Origin of the sequence: Cohnella algarum (genome assembly GCF_016937515.1) — a bacterium.
GTDB classification, from domain to species: Bacteria; Bacillota; Bacilli; order Paenibacillales; family Paenibacillaceae; genus Cohnella; species Cohnella algarum.
Map to the genome: position 1 here is coordinate 1,312,266 of NZ_JAFHKM010000002.1, position 16,570 is coordinate 1,328,835.

The following is a 16,570-nucleotide window of genomic DNA, read 5'->3' on the forward strand; positions in this document are numbered from 1 at the left end:
AGCTTACCACATAACAAAACCGCCGGTTATGATTTGCATCATTGAACCGACGGTCGGGAAAACCTATTTTCGGGAGCGACTATAAAGAGACCGATTGGAGCTTCGCCTGCGTGAACAGCAGCAAGTAATCATGGCCGCCCGCCTTGGAGTCCGTCCCCGACATATTGAAGCCGCCGAACGGATGCGCTCCGACCATCGCGCCGGTGCATTTGCGGTTCACGTACAGATTGCCGCAGTGCATCGTCTCCAGCGCCTCCTCGATTCTCGCCTTGTCTGTCGAGAAAAACGAGCCGGTCAGCCCGAATTCCGTATCGTTGTACAATTCGATCGCCTCTTTGTAATCTTTCGCTTTGCCGATCGCCAGCACCGGCCCGAAAATTTCCTCCTGCATGATGCGGGCCTTGCCGTCGACGTCGGCAAAAACGGTCGGCTGAATGTAGTAGCCGTTCCCTTCGGCCTTGCCCCCTCCCGCAAGCAGCCGGCCTTCTCCTTTCCCGATTTCGATATAGTTTAAAATTTTGTCGTACGAGGCCTTATCGATGACCGGCCCGTTCGGGAAATTTCGCTCCGGCAGCCCGACGTCCAGCCGCTTCGTCAACGCGACGACCTTCTCGACCACCTCGTCGTAAACCGGCTCCACGATAAACGCGCGCGATCCGGCGGAGCATTTTTGCCCCTGGAACCCGAACGCGGAAGCGACGATCGCCTGCGCGGCTTTGTCCAGATCGGCCGTTTCGTCCACGACGATGCCGTCTTTGCCGCCCATCTCCGCGACGAGGCGCTTGATCCAGATTTGGCCTTCCGCCGTTTCGGCCGCGAGCCGGCTGATCCGAAGGCCGACCTCCTTTGAGCCGGTAAAGCTGACGAACCGGGTTTTCGGGTGCGTCGTCAAATAATCGCCGACCTCCGCCCCGCTTCCGGGAACGTAGTTGATGACCCCGGGCGGCAGCCCGACTTCCTCCATCAGCTCGACGAACTTGTGCGCGATGACCGGCGTCGCCGAAGCGGGCTTCAGCAAGACGGCATTGCCGGAAACGACCGCGGCCGCCGTCATCCCCGCGCAAATCGCCAGCGGAAAATTCCACGGCGGGATAACGATGCCGACTCCGAGCGGAATGTACTTCAGCTTGTTGTCTTCCCCGGCAAGCTTCGTCAGCGGCATCGTTTCGTTAATCGCGTCGAGACGAAGAATTTCGCGGGCGTAAAACTCGAGGAAATCGATCGCTTCCGCCGTGTCCGCATCCGCCTCCGCGTAATTTTTCCCGGCTTCCAAAATCATCAGGGCGGAAAATTCGTGCTTGCGCTCGCGCAGCAATGCGGCCGCCTTGAACAAATATTCGGCGCGCGCGCGGGCGGGAACGTTTTTCCACGTTTCGAACGTCTTCAGCGCGGTTTGCATCGCGCGTTCGGCAAGCTCCCGCCCCGCCTTGCTCACGCGGCCGACGACTTCGTCGACATTGCCCGGATTGATCGAAACGATTTTTTCTTCCGTAAAAATCCGGTCGGCTCCGATGCGCAGCGGATAATCCCGGCCCATTTCCGATTTCGCTTTGGCAATGGCGGCTTCCATCGCTTTCCGGTTATCCTCCTGGCGAAAATCGACGAACGGCTCGTTTGCAAAAGGACCGATGTCGGCTGTCAGACTCATTCCGAAAACCCCTTCCCTGCCCGTAAAGTGAAAAAGATTGGAAATCGAATGCGTTCGGTTGAATTATACAATGAATACAGTAAGTTGTACATATTTAAACAAATAAATGTTCATAATCACCTAATTTTGTACACTCATAAACATATTTATATGCGAACGGTCGACAAACCGTTCCTGAAAAACGACTTTCTTCGCTCGAACTGCCGGATTCCGGTTGACGAACCGCACGTTATTTGAATTGTGTTCAGTTAAGCGCGCTTCTCTACACATGTTCAATTTTGTACAATGTTAGAGTTTCAGGGCCATTCTTTTCCGGAAAAGATCGCGATTCGCTTGGACGAACGGCTCCCCCTTCCTATGCATTTTCCGTAGCCGACACGAAGTGGGCGTCCGCGGCGTTTCCCGGACGGCGGCGCGGTCTCCCGCCATGGCCGGCACGCCGGGCGCAACCGCAACGCAGGCGCGCGGTCGTCCTTGACCGGCGCCCGCCGCCACGGCAAAAAGGGACGCGCGGCGCTTCGCCGCTTCGTCCCTTTTCCTTTTTCGTATTCGTCCGCTTAATAGCCGTCCGTTTTGTGACCCATGTTTTCCGCCTTTTTCATGGCGGCATCGGCTGCGGCGGTGCTGGTGTGGTTTTTGCCCGCCTGCTCCAGCCCTTCCTTCACCCGCCTGCCGTACTCGGGGTCGGCTTGCGTGAAATACCCGACAAACGTTTCCTGGATGTGCGGCGCGCAGATTTTGAGATTGCTCACCAGGTTGGCGATCAGCTCGTCCTTCTCCACGTCGTCGAACGCGCGGTACGTCTTGCCCGCTTGCGCAAAATCGTTCGTGCGGTCGATTTTTTGCCGAACGAGCTTGGCATCGTAATGCGGTTCGTGGTCGCGCCCGCGCTTCGGGGCCTCTTTCAGCCCGTTAAGCGTGGATGGCTCGTAGTTGATATGCGGATTTTGCCCCGGCGCCATGTCCACCCGGTATTCCATCTGGCCGTCGCGCTGGTTGGTCGCCACGTGCTTTTTCGGCGCGTTGATCGGGAGCTGCAAATAGTTGGTGCCGACCCGGTAACGCTGCGTGTCCGAATACGAGAAGGTGCGGCCCTGCAGCAGCTTGTCGTCGGAGAAGTCGAGACCGTCCACGAGCACCCCCGTCCCGAACGCCGACTGCTCGGTCTCGGCAAAATAATTGAGCGCATTTTGATTGAGCACCATTTTCCCGACCGGCAAAAACGGAAACTGCTCCGGATCCCACAGCTTCGTCGGATCGAGCGGGTCGAAATCGAGCTCGGGATGCTCGTCGTCGCTCATGATTTGCACGCACAGCTCCCATTCCGGGTAGTCTCCCCGTTCGATCGCTTCGTACAAATCCTGCGTCGCATGGTTGTAATTTGTCGCCTGAATCTCGTCGGCTTCGCGCTGCAGCAGGTTTTTGATCCCCTGCTTTAGTGGCTCCCAATGGTATTTCACCAGCACCGCTTCCCCAGCCTGGTTTACCCATTTGTACGTATTTACGCCCGAGCCTTGCATTTGCCGGTAATTGGCCGGGATGCCCCAGGGAGAGAACAGGAACGTGATCATGTGGGTAGCTTCCGGCGTTCCGGCCAGAAAATCGAACATCCGCTCCGGGTCGGGCAGGTTGGTGACCGGATCCGGCTTGAACGAATGCACCATGTCCGGAAATTTGATCGGGTCGCGGATAAAAAAGATTTTCAAATTGTTGCCGACGAGGTCCCAGTTGCCGTCCTCCGTATAAAATTTAACGGCAAACCCGCGCGGGTCGCGCAGCGTTTCGGGGGAATGGGCACCGCCGATGACCGTCGAAAAGCGGACAAAAACGGGCGTGCGCTTCCCTTTTTCCTGGAACAGCTTCGCCCGCGTGTACTTGGAAACGGGCTCGTCGCCGACTTTGCCATAGGCTTCGAAGTAGCCGTGCGCGCCCGCCCCGCGGGCGTGGACGACCCGCTCCGGCACCCGTTCCCGGTCGAAGTGCGAGATTTTTTCGAGAAAATCATAGTTTTCCAGCGTTGTCGGCCCCCGGTTGCCCACCGTTCTCACGTTCTGGTTATCCGTGACCGGATGGCCCTGGCGGTTTGTCAGCGAGCTTTCGTCTTCCCCTTCGGCAAACCGGCTATCCGCCGAGCTGCCGACGCCCGTAACGGCCGTCCCGTCTGCGTTCAGATTATCGTTTTCCATTTTGCGGCGCCTCCTGGACAGTTCAATTTCGATTGCTAGGGTACCCGCTTCCTGAAATTTCATGCATTTCCAACGTATCCGACGTGGCCTCAAGAAGAAAACGGCTTGCCGTCGCCCGCTGGCTCGGCTTCCCTTGCTCGGCTTGTCTTCGTAGGACTTTGTCCGATTTCGTCCAATCGAGAGCGGCTTTTGCGCACCCGCGCGCGCGGCCGGCCGTTCTCGTCGGATTTTGTCCAAGCGGGCGAGGCCCTTTTCGATGATTCCGCCCGTATTTCCGTTGCTCGTTGGATAAAATCCACTATAGACCGAGGTTTCCTCGTTTTTCGCTCCGCTCATTGGACAAAATCCAGCCTAAGCTGCTGGTGCAGGTTTTCCATATTTGCCGAGGGGGCGAAATGAGTCATTTTTACTCAAATGCGTGCGGCGGTATGGGCATGGCGGGCCGAGATGAGCCGCCACGACTCAATTGGATCGACTGTGGGCGTGCGACGGCGGCGAAATGAGTCATTTTTACTCAAATGCGTGCGGCGGTATGGGCATGGCGGGCCGAGATGAGCCGCCACGACTCAATTGGATCGACTGTGGGCGTGCGACGGCGGCGAAATGAGTCATTTTTACTCAACTGCGTGCGGCGGTATGGGCATGGCGGGCCGAAATGAGTCGCCACGACTCAATTGGATCGAGGAGGGCCGAGCCCGGAACGACTTCATGAAAAAAGGCCGCCCCGAAGGACGGCCCTGACTTCCATGCGAAGAAGCTTCGCGCTCGCTCAAATGACCCGGTCGGCAAAATGCTCGAGGAACTCCTGCGCCTTGACGCCCACGCAAACGCGAAGGTTCGGCTTCCCGTCCGGCAGCTCGGCCGTTCGCCCAAGCTCCTCCTCGTTCAGCAGCACCTGCACGTTCAGCATTTCGGTCGTCACGAAATCGGGGTTGACGGCGACGCCGACGGCAAGCGGATCGTGAAGGCCGCACCCGCCCTTGCCCGGATGAATCGTTTCGTAAAAGCCGATATAAAATTCCGTCACCTCGGCCAGAAAACCTCCGAGCTCGGGATCTTTTCGCCGCCAAACATCAACCCGGTCGCGCCCGAGCATCGTCTGGAGCGTCACGTCCAGGCCGACCAGCGTAATCGGCAGCCCGGAGCGGAACACGACGTCCGCCGCCTCGGGATCGCTGTGGATGTTCGCCTCCGCATAAGGAGACACATTGCCCGCCACTCGAACGGCGCCGCCCATAATGACGACATCGCCGACGAGCGGGACGATGCCGGGATCCTTCTGCACCGCAAGCGCGAGATTCGTCAGCGGCCCGACGGCCACGATTGTCACTTGCCCCGGGAGGCCGCGCACCTGCTCGATGATAAAATCGACGGCATGCCGGCCGTCGGGCCGGCGTTTCGGCTCGATATCGAGCACGTTGCCGAGACCTTTTTCGCCGTGAATGTGGCGAACGGCTTCCTTGCGCTTGCGCTTCAGCGGGTCCGACGCTCCGGCCAGCACCGGCGCGTCCACTCCCAGCTTTTCCAGCATGTACAGCGTATTGCGAGTCGCTTCGTCCACCGGAACATTGCCGAAGCATGTCGTCAGCCCGAGCAGACGCAGCTCGGGAGAACGGGCCGCGTACGCGATCGCCAGCGCGTCGTCGACTCCCGTATCCACGTCGAGAATAATCGGTTTCACCAAATGTTCGCACCTCTTGTCGAATCTGATTGCTGTCCACTCAAGTGTAGCTTAAATCCTCTCCCGTTCCAACCCCGCCAAACGGCTCGATCCTTTCGCCGGTCCCACGGCCGGTCCCGCGGCCGCTACGCCCGGTCGGAGACGGCCGCCCCCGCCCCCGGCAGGCTGCCGCTTTGCAGCTTGTTCAGCCGCGCGTCCTTGCGGGCGAGCCGGTAGCCGAACAGAGCCGCCAGCAGTTGCTGGAACAGCATGCCGGAGATGACGGGCAGCGACACGGCGGCCGGGAAGTACTGCACCGCAATGACGGCCCCGGCGCTAATGTTGCGCATGCCGGCGTTGAACTGCATGGCGACGGAGTCTTCCCGGTTCCATCTCAGCAGCGAGGAAACGCCCCAGCCGATCAGGTAGCCGACGACGGCCGTGCCCAGCGTCACGGCGACGACGACCGCGAGATGGTTGTCGAACCGCCGGAAATACGGCGCGATGACGGAGCCGTTGATGACGACGACGACGAACATGCCGATTTTGACGAACGGGGCCAGCGACGGTCCCCATGCGGCGTTTACTTTTCCCTTCGTCCACTGGTTGACCAGCATGCCGGCCAGCGAAGGCAGCACGATCATCCACAGCAAGCCCTGCATCATTTCCCAAACCTGAATTTCGACCGTCTGGCCCATCAGCACGTACAAGCTGGCCGGCACCACGAGCGGCGAGAGCAGCGTATCGATCAAAATGAGCGACAGCGTAAGCGCGAGGTTGCCCCTGTAGATGGATACCCAGACGACGCTCACCACCCCGGTCGGCAGAACGAACAGCAGCAGGCAGCCCATGGCCGTAAGCGGATCGTCCGGAAAAAACAACTTCCCCGATAGCCAGCCCGCGCAAGGCATGACAACGTGCAAAATAAGCAAAATCGTCAGAAGCTTCCAAGGACGGTAAAGCTCCCGCCCGATATCCCCGAAGCTGGACTTCAAGCTCCCGATAAACGTCATGCCGGCAAAAATCCACGGCACCAAATACTCGTAAGAGCTCACCCGCGTCGAAAGCAATACCCCGATGACGATGGCGGACGGCGTCAGCAGCGGCATGATTTTTTCCAGAACGGCATTCAATCTGATCAAAAAAGCGACGACTCCCGATCGCACCATGAACGCATCTCCTTTTGCGAAGCCCTTTGTCCATTATACCTGCAATCGGACGCAAGGGGGGCGGCGGGGCGATCGGAATTCGTTATGCGAGTGCAAACAATCGTTTATCCAAAAAAAACAAAACACGCCTGCAAAGGCGTGTCGATAAGCGACTCCTCATTCGTCCCGCGTTGCCGCGGAGCGCCCCCGGCTCGGTCAGGGCCCGACCGGAAGCCCGCTCCGCCGAATCCGATAGACGGCCATTCAATCCAGGCCTGTCGGAACGTGCCGGAACGCTTCGGTGTCGAACAAGCCGAGGTCGGTCAGCTTGAGCTCCGGAATGACGGGCAGGCAGAGGAAGGATAAGGTCAAAAACGCGTTAAACTCCTCGCTCGCTCCGATCCGCGTCAGCGCCCGGTTCAGCGCTTCGATCTCGCGCACGATGTCCCCGTAAGGCCGCGCGGTCATGAGGCCCGCGATTTCCAGCGGCAGCGAAGCGATCGGCTCCCCGTCGTCGACGACGACCAGCCCGCCGCCCATCCGGCCCAAAGCGTCGACGGCCGCCAGCATGTCGCGGTCCGTCGCGCCGACGCAGACAAGGTTGTGCGAGTCGTGCGCGACCGTCGACGCGATCGCCCCGCGCCGGAGCCTGAATCCGCTCACGATGCCCAGCCCGACGTTGCCCGTGCCGCGATGCCGCTCGATCACGGCCATCTTCAGCAAATCGCGGGCGGTCGAAGCCTTGAAGACGCCATCCACCGCGTCCGCCTCGACGATTCGCTTGCGCGTTACGATCGAGTTGGGTATGACCTCGATGACGCGGACGTTGCCGGACGGTCCGACGGCAATGCGCAGATCCTCTTCGCGCAGCCTGGGCAGGCGCACCGTGCCGGTCAGCGCCGGCGGGACCGGACGCGAAGCCTCCGCCCGCGATCCCGCTACGACCCGCCCGTCCTCCGCGACCAGCTCGCCGGCGCGGTAGACCTGGCGGATCGTCATGTTCTCCAGGTCGTCGACGATCAGCAGATCGGCGGCATAGCCCGGAGCGACGGCGCCGAGGCCTTGCAGGCCGAAGCATTCGGCGGCGTTCAGCGTCGCGATCCGGATCGCCCGCAGCGGGTCCATGCCGTGCCGAATCGCCAGACGGATGTGATGATCGATGCTGCCTTCGGCGACCAGCTCGTCCAAATGCTTGTCGTCCGTGCAAAAGGCGAACCGCCGCTCGTTGCCCGCATTGACCGCGGGAAGCAGCGCCGCGAGATTTTTCGCGGCGGAGCCTTCGCGCATCAGCACGTACATGCCGCGCCGCACGCGGTCCAGCGCCTCCTCCGGCGTCGTGCACTCATGATCCGTGCGGATGCCGGCCGCCCGGTAGACGTCGATGGCGCCCGGGCCGAGTCCGGAACCGTGGCCGTCGACGGGAACGCCCCGGCCGGCCGCGTCCGCCAGCTTGTCCAGCATATCTTCGCGGGCCTCGGCCACGGCCGGGTAGTCCATCACCTCCGCCAGGCCCAGCACTCCCGGCCGGCCGTAATACGGGGACAGATCCGGCGCCGCCAATTCCGCCCCCGCGTTTTCGAACGGGGTGGCCGGCACGCAGGACGGCAGCATGAACAGCACGTTCAACGGCAGCCCGCGCGAGGCATCCAGCATATAATCCAGGCCTGCCGTCCCGCAAACGTTGGCGATTTCATGCGGATCGGCGACGACGGTCGTCACCCCGTGGGGAAGCACGACCTTGGCGAACTCCGCCGGCGTCGCCATCGAAGATTCGATGTGGACGTGCCCGTCGATCAACCCCGGGCAGACATACCGTCCTTGCGCGTCAATCACGGTTTTCCCCTCATAGGATCCGATCCCGACGATGACTCCGTCGCGAATCGCGACGTCCCCGCGGATCGCCTCGAGCCCGAAGACGTCCACGATTCGTCCGTTCCGAATGACGACATCGGCCGGCTCCCGGCCGGTTGCCGCCATAATCCGTTTGCGCAATTGCTCGCGATTCGCCTCGCCGCTCATGGGCTCTCCCCCTTTTAATGGAACAGCCCGCCCGATTTTCCGGAACGGTTTACTGCTCCTGCTCCAACACGCCGACCAGCAAATCCAGGAACCGCTCGCTGTCCAGGCCGGAAGCGGCATAGATCGACTGCAAATGCTCCCAGCGAAAATGATCCCGACGGTCCCATACGGTCTGTCCGAGCGTCAATGGACTAACCTTCTCCACGGCCACCTTGATTTCCTGCGTCTCAAGCAGGCTCGGATCGATAATCGAAGCGATCGCGACCGAATCGATAATGCCCGAGCTGGAATCGAAGCTTCCGACGGTCGAGCCTTCCTTCACGTACCGGTCGATCCCCAGCATGTATTTCGCTTCCTTCGAGGTCGCCCGCCGCAGCCGGTCGTAATGCCTTTCCTTGAAGTTGATGTCCGGATGATAGGCCACGTCAAGCCCGACCGCGGTCACTTTGGCGCCGCAGCCGAAGACGATCTCCGCCGCTTCCGGATCGACGTACACATTCCATTCGCTCGCCGGGTTGTCGCCCGTCGCGTTTCGGAACGCGTATTCGTTGAACCCGAACGCGCCGCCGATCAGCACGATTTCCTTCACCGCCGCCGCCAGTTCCGGCTTTCTCATGAACGCGAGCGCCAGGTTCGTCAGCGGACCGAGCGCGGCGATCGTCACTTCGCCGGGATGCTTCATCACCGTCTCGATGATTAAATCGGGGGCGAACATATCCAGCGCCTTCAGGCGGGGAGGGGCGAAAAAGTGATTGCCCAGCCCGTCTTCGCCGTGGGAATACGGGTCCTTCGGAAACGGCCGGACGAGCGGCTTGTTCATGCCCTTCGCCACCGGAATGTCTGTTTCGTTCATGAATTCCAGTATTTTCAAGGCGTTCTCGCAGGTCCGATCTGCGATCAGGTTTCCGCTCGTCGCCGTAATGGCCATGACCTCGATGTCGGGATGCTTCAACGCCAGCATGATCGCAATCGAATCGTCGATCCCGGGATCGCAGTCGATCAGTACTTTTTTTGCCATCTTTCCAAACGTCCTCCTCTATGCGTGTTGCGATTGCGGCCGTCCGCCGGGCGGCGTCACTTGACGCTCCCCTGGGTCAAACCGCTGACCAGATATCTCTGAAAAAAGACGGTGAGCAAAACGACCGGCAGACTGGACACGATGCCGGCGGCGGACATCAGCCCGCGATCCAGCCCCTTCTGGCTCACGAGCGTGCTGGTCAGCACCGGCATCGTGCGCGTGTTTTCTCCGGTAAGCGTGACCGCAAACAAAAACTCGTTCCAGCAGAAAATGAAGCAGATGAGCGCCGTGGCGGCGATCCCCGGCATAAGCACGGGCAGCACGACCGTCCGGATCGCCCGAAAACGCGTGCAGCCGTCGATCATGGCCGCCTCCTCCGTATCGGCGGGAAGCGCCGCGAAAAAGCCGCGCAGCAGCCAGATGACGAGCGCCATATTAAGCGCGCAATAGGTGATGATCAGCAAAAAATGCGTATCCAGCAGCTTGACCCGATAGGCGAACAGAAAAATCGGCACGATGATGACGACGGGCGGAATCATCCGGGTCATGAGCAGCAGATTCGGCAGCAGCGCGCCGCCGGTGCGAAACCGTTCGATCGAATAGGCGGCGAACACGCCCGCCCCGACCGTCACGAGGGTCGCGACTCCCGCGATCAGCAGGCTGTTCGTCAGGCTGGGCACGAAATCCGGATGCTTGAACAGCGTCAGGTAGCTCTCGAAGGTCGGGCTTTTCGGAATCCAGACGGGCGGTATCGCCATCTGGTCGACCGGCCGCTTAATGGAAGCGAGAAGCACCCAGACGATCGGAAGCATGAAAAACACGAAAAACAAGGCGAGCGCGAGCGTACGGATGCTTTTGAGCGCATTCCTTCGGGCGCGTCTTGGGTTCATCGTTTGCTCCCTCCTTTGTTCGTCCAGGAGAGCAAGCCGAAAATAACGACGGAAAGCAGGATCATGACGGCGGCGGAAATCGCGGAAGCGTAGCCCATGTCATAGCGGCTGAAGGCGATCTTGTAGTTGTACAAGGACACGAGCTCCGTCGCGGAGCCCGGCCCCCCGCTGGTCAAAATGTACACCAGGTCGAACGTCCGCATCGCGTCCATGCCGCGCAGAATGGCAACGGCCGCAAGACCCGGCCCGAGCAGCGGCAGGGTAATCGACCGCAATTCCCGCCACCAGCCCGCCCCGTCCATTTTCGACGCTTCGTAAATCTCCCCGGGTATCCCTTGCAAGTTCGCCAGCACCAGAATCATGACGAACGGGCTCCACTGCCACAGATCGGCGACGATGACCGAAACCATCGCCCAATTCGCGTCGGTAAGCAGCTTGGTGGTGTCGAACGGAATATGGAGCGCGTTAAAAATCCCTTCCAGCGGCGTAAAATCCGGCAGCAGGAAAATGCGCCAGGCCACGCCGACCACGACGGGAACCATCATCATCGGCACCATGAACGCGACCCGGAAAAACGTCCTTCCCCACACCTCGCCGCGAAGCAGGAGCGCAAGCAGCGTTCCGACGACCATTTCTCCCGCTACCGCGCCGAGCGTAAACACGACGCTACGGCCCATCGAACGGTAAAAATTCGCATCCTCCAGCAGTCTCGCGAAATTGTCGAGCCCGGCGAAGCGGATGCCCAAATCCGGCCGCAGAAGGGGATAGGAGAAAAAGCTTAACCCCACGGCCGCGGCGATCGGAACGAGCAGAACGGCGACGATGATGACAATGCCCGGCAGGACATACCGGACCTTCCCTTTTGCGAGCGACGACAAACCGGCATACACCACCTAACCGTGAAAAGTGAAGAGAAGGAAGCCGTCCTCCTTCTCCTGAATGTCTTTCTTTTGAAAAATTAATAGCCGTGCGAAGTCATCAGTTCGTCGAATTCGTCCGCCGCCTGCTTCAGCGCGTTTTCGGCCGTATCTCCCCCGTAGAGGAACTTGGTGATCGCCGCCGGCAAAATATCGCCGGTAATCGTCGCGCCTTCCGGAATGAGCGGCAGCGGCTCGAGCCGGAACGAATTCATGATGTCGGCATGCGGAGCGTAGTAGCCGTATTCGGCGGCGAGCGAGCCCGTCAACGCGGACGAGCGGGCCGGGATGTTGCCGACAGGAGCGGCTTTTTCCAGCATTTCCTGGCTTGTCGCGAACTCGATCCACTGGAACGCTTCTTCCTTCGCCTCCGACGCCTTCGTCACCGCGAACCCGAACGGCAGATAGAACCGTTTGATGCCCTCGGCATTGCCGTCGTTCGTCGGAATGGCCGAGAAGCCGACCTTGCCGACAACCTTGGATTGATTCGGATCCTGGGCGGCCTGCGCCACGGTCGTAGCCATTTCCGCCATCGCGCTGCGGCCCTGCAGGAATTCGCCCATCGCTTCCGTCCAGCCGTATTGCTTGGCGGCAGGGGACGCGTATTCGAACAGCTCCTTCAGATCGTTCAGCGCGTTGACGCCCGCTTCATTGTTGAATTGCTGCTTGTATTCCGCATCGTAAAGATCGCCGCCGTAATTAAAGAGGCGGTTGTAGAAGCCGAAGCCGACCAGAATGCTTTGTTGGCCCATGAGCGTGACCCCGCTCAAATTTTCGTCCGGACGGTTGAAAAACTCGGCGATCTCCTTATATTCCTTCATCGTCTTCGGCGGCGCCAATTCATAGCCGTATTTGGCTTTGAACGCTTCCTTCTCGGCCGGATCCTCGAACAGGTCCGTCCGGTACAGGATGCCGTGCGTTTCGTTCATATAAGGAACGAAGTACAGCTCTTCGTTCTCCCCGTAATAGGCGTTCTCGATGCCCGGGAAGTCGTCCGGCTCGAGCTGGTCCAGCTTGTCCTGGGCCGTGGCGATCGGATCGAGGTAACCCGCGACCTGGTATTGGGACACCCAGCCGATCGGGATATAGGCCAGATCGAAGTCCACGCTTCCGGACGTGAACTTGAGCGTCAGCTGCTGCTGGTATTGGTCGTAAGGAAGCTCGACCACGTTGACCTTGACGTTATACTTGGCCTCGAAATCCGGAATAATGCTTTTGAACGCGTCGGCATGGGAGCTTTGCTCGGCCATGATCGTCAGCGTTTTGGGCTCGGACGAGGCTCCTTCCTGTCCGCCGGCGGACGGGGATGCCGTGCCTGCGTTGCCCGAATTGCCCGAGTTGCCTCCGCAGGCGGCAAGCAGGCCGACGATGATCGATACGACGAGCAACAGCGCGATTTTTCTGGTTTTGAACATAAGCGGCGTACGCTCCTTTTTCTCCGGATGTGTTGCAGACCCTAAACCCTCAACATGTCAGCGTCGCGTGAGATTTGGTGACCCAAGCGAGTTGATGTTATGATAGTAACAAAAAAGCAGCCGCAAGAATTTCACGATTCGGCTGATATCGTTTTATGATTCGGCTAAACTATTTTTTTGGAGCGATCGGATGAACCGCCTGCTGTTCCTTTCTTATAATCATTATCCGGAAAACATTTATATCCCGCCGCATACGCACGCCTGTTTCGAAATCGTCTATTATTTCGACGGCCACGGCAGCACGACGATCGGAGCGGCCCGCCACGAGTTCAAGCCGAACCATTTTGCCGTTATTTCCCCGCACATCCTGCACGACGAGAAGCACGCCGCCGAATCCGACTTGATCTTTATCGGCTTTCTGTGCGACAACCTGTCGGCGGGCACGATGAACAAAGTGTTCGAGGACGACGACCGCCGCACGATCGCCCAATACATGCTGCGGATGAAGCACGAATTCATCGCCCACCCGGAAGGATTCTCGGAAGTGCTGAACGTGATGGTCGAGGAGCTGGCAACGCAAATCAAGCGGATATCGGGCATCCGCCGGCATAACACGCCGAACCGGGACAGCTTGAACTTCATTATTAATTACATGGACGAAAATTTCCGCCACAAGCTCGCCGTCTCGACGCTGGCCCAAATGACGGGCTACAGCTACGACCGCTTCCGGCACCTGTTCAAGGAAAAATTCGGCGTCTCCCCCCAGCATTATTTGCTATTGAAACGGCTCGAATACGCCAAAATGCTGCTGATTCACACCCGCACGCCCGTCTCGGACATCGCCGTGGAGTCGGGCTTCGTCAACAGCGCGCAGTTTTGTACCCTGTTCAAGCGCGAGACCGGCATGACCCCGAAGACGTTCCGGCGGCAGCTGTATCATGCGGAGGAGTAGAAGAGGAGTAGCTAAGGCGGCGGGATGAGTCGCCACGACTCAACTGGACCGACCGCGGGCATGCGGAAGCGGCGAGATGAGTCATTTTTACCCAAATGCGTGCGGCTGCGTGCGTTTGGCGGGTCGAGTTGAGTCGCCGCGACTCAACTGGACCGGCAGCATGCGTGCGGAGGCGGTGAAATGGGTCATTTTTACTCAAATGCGTGCGGCTGCGTGCGTTTGGCGGGTCGAGATGAGTCGCCGCGACTCAACTGGACCGGTAGCATGCGTGCGGAGGCGGCGAGATGAGTCATTTTTACTCAAATGCGTGCGGCTGCGTGCGTTTGGCGGGTCGCGTTGAGTCGCCGCGACTCAACTGGACCGGCAGCATGCGTGCGGAGGCGGTGAAATGGGTCATTTTTACTCAAATGCGTGCGGCTGCGTGCGTTTGGCGGGTCGCGTTGAGTCGCCGCGACTCAACTGGACCGGCAGCATGCGTGCGGCGAGTCTTTCTTCCGCAAAAAGCCCCGCGGTCGGTCGCGACCGACGGCGGGGCTCACGTCTATTTGGCGCGGATTTCGATCAACCGCGCCGTGCGGGCCTGCGGCAGCGTGACCGTCAGCACGCCGCCGGCCTTGTCCCACGTCAGCGCGCTGTCGTGCGCGGACGGGTACGCGATCCGGACGTCGAGCTCGCGTCCGGCAAACCGCGGCATCGGCAGCGCCGCCGATGCCGACTCGCCGCCGATGCGCCATACGGCGACATAGGCGCGTTCGCCCGCGCGCAGGCCGAGGCTGACCCAGTCGTCCTGCTGCGTCGGCAGGCCGAGCGGCCAGAACGGCAGCGCTTCGGGAATGTCCTTGCGGATCGACTTGTAATAGTCGAGCGCTTCCTTGACGAGCTGCCGCCGGCGCGGGCTCAGCTCGGCCAGATGGCCGCTCTGGTGCACCCGCAGCAGCAGCGCGTTCACCATGTTGAAGACGACCTCCTCGTCGTCGCCTTCCCGCAGCGGGTACGACCAGACGGCGGATTGCTCCGGCGTCAGCCCCGCCGGCGAGCCGGCCGCGATCGCCGCGTAGTTGACGTAGTTCTCCTGGTCGCTCGTCGACTGGATGCTGTGGCGGCTGAGCATCGCGTAGTCCATCCGCATGCCGCCGCTCGAGCAGTTTTCGATGACCAGGTCGGGGTACCGCGCGAAAATCGAATCGAGCCAGGCGAGGTACGCCCGGTTATGCCGCAGCAATCCGTCGCCGAAGCTGTCTGCGTCGGTTTCCGTGCCGATGCCGGCGTTGATGTTGTAATCCATCTTGATGTAGCCGACGCCGTAATCCTCGACCAGCCGGCGGATGACCTCGTTCGCGTGCGCGATCACCTGCGGATTGCGGTAATCAAGCTGATAGCGGCTGCGGTCTTTGACGCGTTTGCCTTGCCGTTTGAAAAACCAGCCGTCGTCCGTCTCGGCAAGCTTGGGACTGTTGATCCCCATGACCTCGAGCTCCAGCCACAAGCCCGGAACCATGCCCTTGGAACGGATGTAGTCGAGCACATATTTGATCCCTTCCGGGAAACCGTTCCGACGAAGGAAGCCACTCGCCGACGCCGTCCCACCATTCGCCGACGGCGTACCAGCCCGCGTCGATGCAGAAATATTCGCAGCCCGCTTCGGCGGCGGCATCGATGAGCGGCAGCAGCTTCGCCGTCGTCGGGTCGCCCCACAGACAGTTCATGTAGTCGTTGAAAATGATGCGCAGCTCGCGGTTGTCGGCGTTCGGACGCCGGATTTTGCGGCGGTACGCCGTGAGCTGCCCGATCGCCTCCTCGAAGCCGCCCGCCACGGCGCCGACCGCGACCGGAACCGACGCGAATTGCTGCCCCGGGCGAAGGCGCACCCACCAGTGGTTGTCGTGCTCGGTCGGTCCGCTCGCGAGCAGCGTCAGCCGGTCGACCTGATCGATGATCTCCCAGTGCCACGAGCCGTTATGCTCGATCTGCCAGAACAGGCTCGTCCCGGCTTCCCGGTTCTCCAGCACGGCCATCGGCAGATGCTCGGACGCGGACCACGATCCCGTGTTGCTGCACGAAACGCGTTTGGACGTGCGATCGATCAGATGCGACAGCCCGAGCTCGGGCAGCGTATACGACCGCCATTGCAGCTCGCTTTGCCACCCGTTGTGGGCGAGCGTCAGCACCATTTTCTCGTCGCGGTCCCGCTCGCCCTCCTTGTCCAATCCCGTCAGCGCGAACGAGGAGACGTACTCGACGTCCGCTTCCGCCTCCCCTTCGTTTGCGAGCGTCGCCCAGCAGCGCGCCGTTTGCACGCCGTCGTAAAACTGAAAATGCTGAACCGCCTTCAACCCCGTCGCCGGATCGCGAAGCTCCACCTCCAGCTTGCGCCCGGGTTCCGTCCGCGAATCCCGGTGCGTTTCGTAGCGCATGCGCAGGCCCGGATAAGTCGCCCGGTGCGTCCGCCCGTGATATTCCGCCCGGTCTTCCCCGGACAGCTGCAGCTCCAGAAGACGGAAGCCGGCCTTCTGCCCGTCCCGCACCGTCGACTCGTCAAAAGGAACCGCCCCGAAATGCAGCAGCCGCACGTCCCGTTCTTCCGTAATTTCGAGCAAAAGATGAAGTCCGTTTTCGTTCAACCGGATGGATGAATTCGCCAAATCGCTCACCTTCCCGTATAAAAGTAGGTCATATCCGCACGCAAAATCCCCGAAAAATCCCCCTATAAAAACTTG

At 60.4% G+C, this 16,570-nt stretch carries 11 protein-coding genes; 1 reads left to right on the forward strand and 10 read right to left on the reverse strand.

What is annotated here, in order from left to right; genetic code table 11:
• Positions 1 to 79: 79 nt before the first annotated feature.
• From pruA to JW799_RS05945, 9 genes are all read right to left on the reverse strand, one after another.
• Positions 80 to 1,648: an L-glutamate gamma-semialdehyde dehydrogenase gene (pruA, locus tag JW799_RS05905; protein WP_080832727.1), complete on the reverse strand. Its 1,569-nt coding sequence runs from the start codon at positions 1,646 to 1,648 to the stop codon at positions 80 to 82.
• A gap of 557 nt (positions 1,649 to 2,205) precedes the next feature.
• Positions 2,206 to 3,834 carry a catalase gene (locus JW799_RS05910; protein WP_080832728.1) on the reverse strand — a complete coding sequence of 543 codons (1,629 nt, stop codon included), beginning with the start codon at positions 3,832 to 3,834 and terminating at the stop codon, positions 2,206 to 2,208.
• Positions 3,835 to 4,603: 769 nt separating this feature from the next.
• Entirely contained in the window at positions 4,604 to 5,515 is a 912-nt protein-coding gene (locus tag JW799_RS05915; protein WP_080832817.1) for a nucleoside hydrolase, read from the reverse strand.
• Positions 5,516 to 5,640: 125 nt separating this feature from the next.
• Positions 5,641 to 6,663: a bile acid:sodium symporter family protein gene (locus JW799_RS05920; protein ID WP_080832731.1), complete on the reverse strand. Its 1,023-nt coding sequence runs from the start codon at positions 6,661 to 6,663 to the stop codon at positions 5,641 to 5,643.
• 243 nt (positions 6,664 to 6,906) lie between these two features.
• Entirely contained in the window at positions 6,907 to 8,661 is a 1,755-nt protein-coding gene (gene ade, locus JW799_RS05925) for an adenine deaminase (protein ID WP_205429041.1), read from the reverse strand.
• Positions 8,662 to 8,710: 49 nt separating this feature from the next.
• Entirely contained in the window at positions 8,711 to 9,679 is a 969-nt protein-coding gene (locus tag JW799_RS05930) for a nucleoside hydrolase (protein WP_080832733.1), read from the reverse strand.
• Between the two features lie 56 nt (positions 9,680 to 9,735).
• A complete protein-coding gene (locus JW799_RS05935; RefSeq protein WP_080832734.1) occupies positions 9,736 to 10,569 on the reverse strand; it encodes a carbohydrate ABC transporter permease in 834 nt (277 codons plus the stop codon).
• Complete coding sequence (locus JW799_RS05940; protein ID WP_080832818.1) at positions 10,566 to 11,447, reverse strand: carbohydrate ABC transporter permease; 882 nt, start codon at positions 11,445 to 11,447, stop codon at positions 10,566 to 10,568. The genes JW799_RS05935 and JW799_RS05940 overlap by 4 nt, the downstream gene beginning before the upstream one ends.
• Positions 11,448 to 11,527: 80 nt before the next feature.
• Entirely contained in the window at positions 11,528 to 12,901 is a 1,374-nt protein-coding gene (locus JW799_RS05945) for an ABC transporter substrate-binding protein (RefSeq protein ID WP_205429042.1), read from the reverse strand.
• A 190-nt stretch (positions 12,902 to 13,091) separates the two neighbouring features.
• Here JW799_RS05945 and JW799_RS05950 point away from each other — a divergent pair, with 190 nt between their 5' ends.
• On the forward strand, positions 13,092 to 13,853 hold the full coding sequence (locus JW799_RS05950; RefSeq protein ID WP_205429043.1) for a helix-turn-helix transcriptional regulator: 762 nt from the start codon (positions 13,092 to 13,094) through the stop codon (positions 13,851 to 13,853).
• 541 nt (positions 13,854 to 14,394) lie between these two features.
• Here the strand turns inward: JW799_RS05950 and JW799_RS29525 are convergent.
• Positions 14,395 to 15,507, reverse strand: coding sequence for a glycoside hydrolase family 36 protein (locus tag JW799_RS29525; protein ID WP_338026227.1), 1,113 nt, complete (start codon positions 15,505 to 15,507; stop codon positions 14,395 to 14,397).
• Positions 15,508 to 16,570 lie beyond the last annotated feature (1,063 nt).

What these genes read in the sequence shown, in the direction of transcription:
- JW799_RS05935 (WP_080832734.1), bottom strand. Translation starts at nt 10,569, where the DNA reads ATGAACCCAAGACGCGCCCGAAGGAATGCGCTCAAAAGCATCCGTACG.
- ade (WP_205429041.1), bottom strand. Translation starts at nt 8,661, where the DNA reads ATGAGCGGCGAGGCGAATCGCGAGCAATTGCGCAAACGGATTATGGCG.
- JW799_RS29525 (WP_338026227.1), bottom strand. Translation starts at nt 15,507, where the DNA reads ATGCCGCCGCCGAAGCGGGCTGCGAATATTTCTGCATCGACGCGGGCT.
- JW799_RS05910 (WP_080832728.1), bottom strand. Translation starts at nt 3,834, where the DNA reads ATGGAAAACGATAATCTGAACGCAGACGGGACGGCCGTTACGGGCGTC.
- pruA (WP_080832727.1), bottom strand. Translation starts at nt 1,648, where the DNA reads ATGAGTCTGACAGCCGACATCGGTCCTTTTGCAAACGAGCCGTTCGTC.
- JW799_RS05920 (WP_080832731.1), bottom strand. Translation starts at nt 6,663, where the DNA reads ATGGTGCGATCGGGAGTCGTCGCTTTTTTGATCAGATTGAATGCCGTT.
- JW799_RS05930 (WP_080832733.1), bottom strand. Translation starts at nt 9,679, where the DNA reads ATGGCAAAAAAAGTACTGATCGACTGCGATCCCGGGATCGACGATTCG.
- JW799_RS05945 (WP_205429042.1), bottom strand. Translation starts at nt 12,901, where the DNA reads ATGTTCAAAACCAGAAAAATCGCGCTGTTGCTCGTCGTATCGATCATC.
- JW799_RS05950 (WP_205429043.1), top strand. Translation starts at nt 13,092, where the DNA reads ATGAACCGCCTGCTGTTCCTTTCTTATAATCATTATCCGGAAAACATT.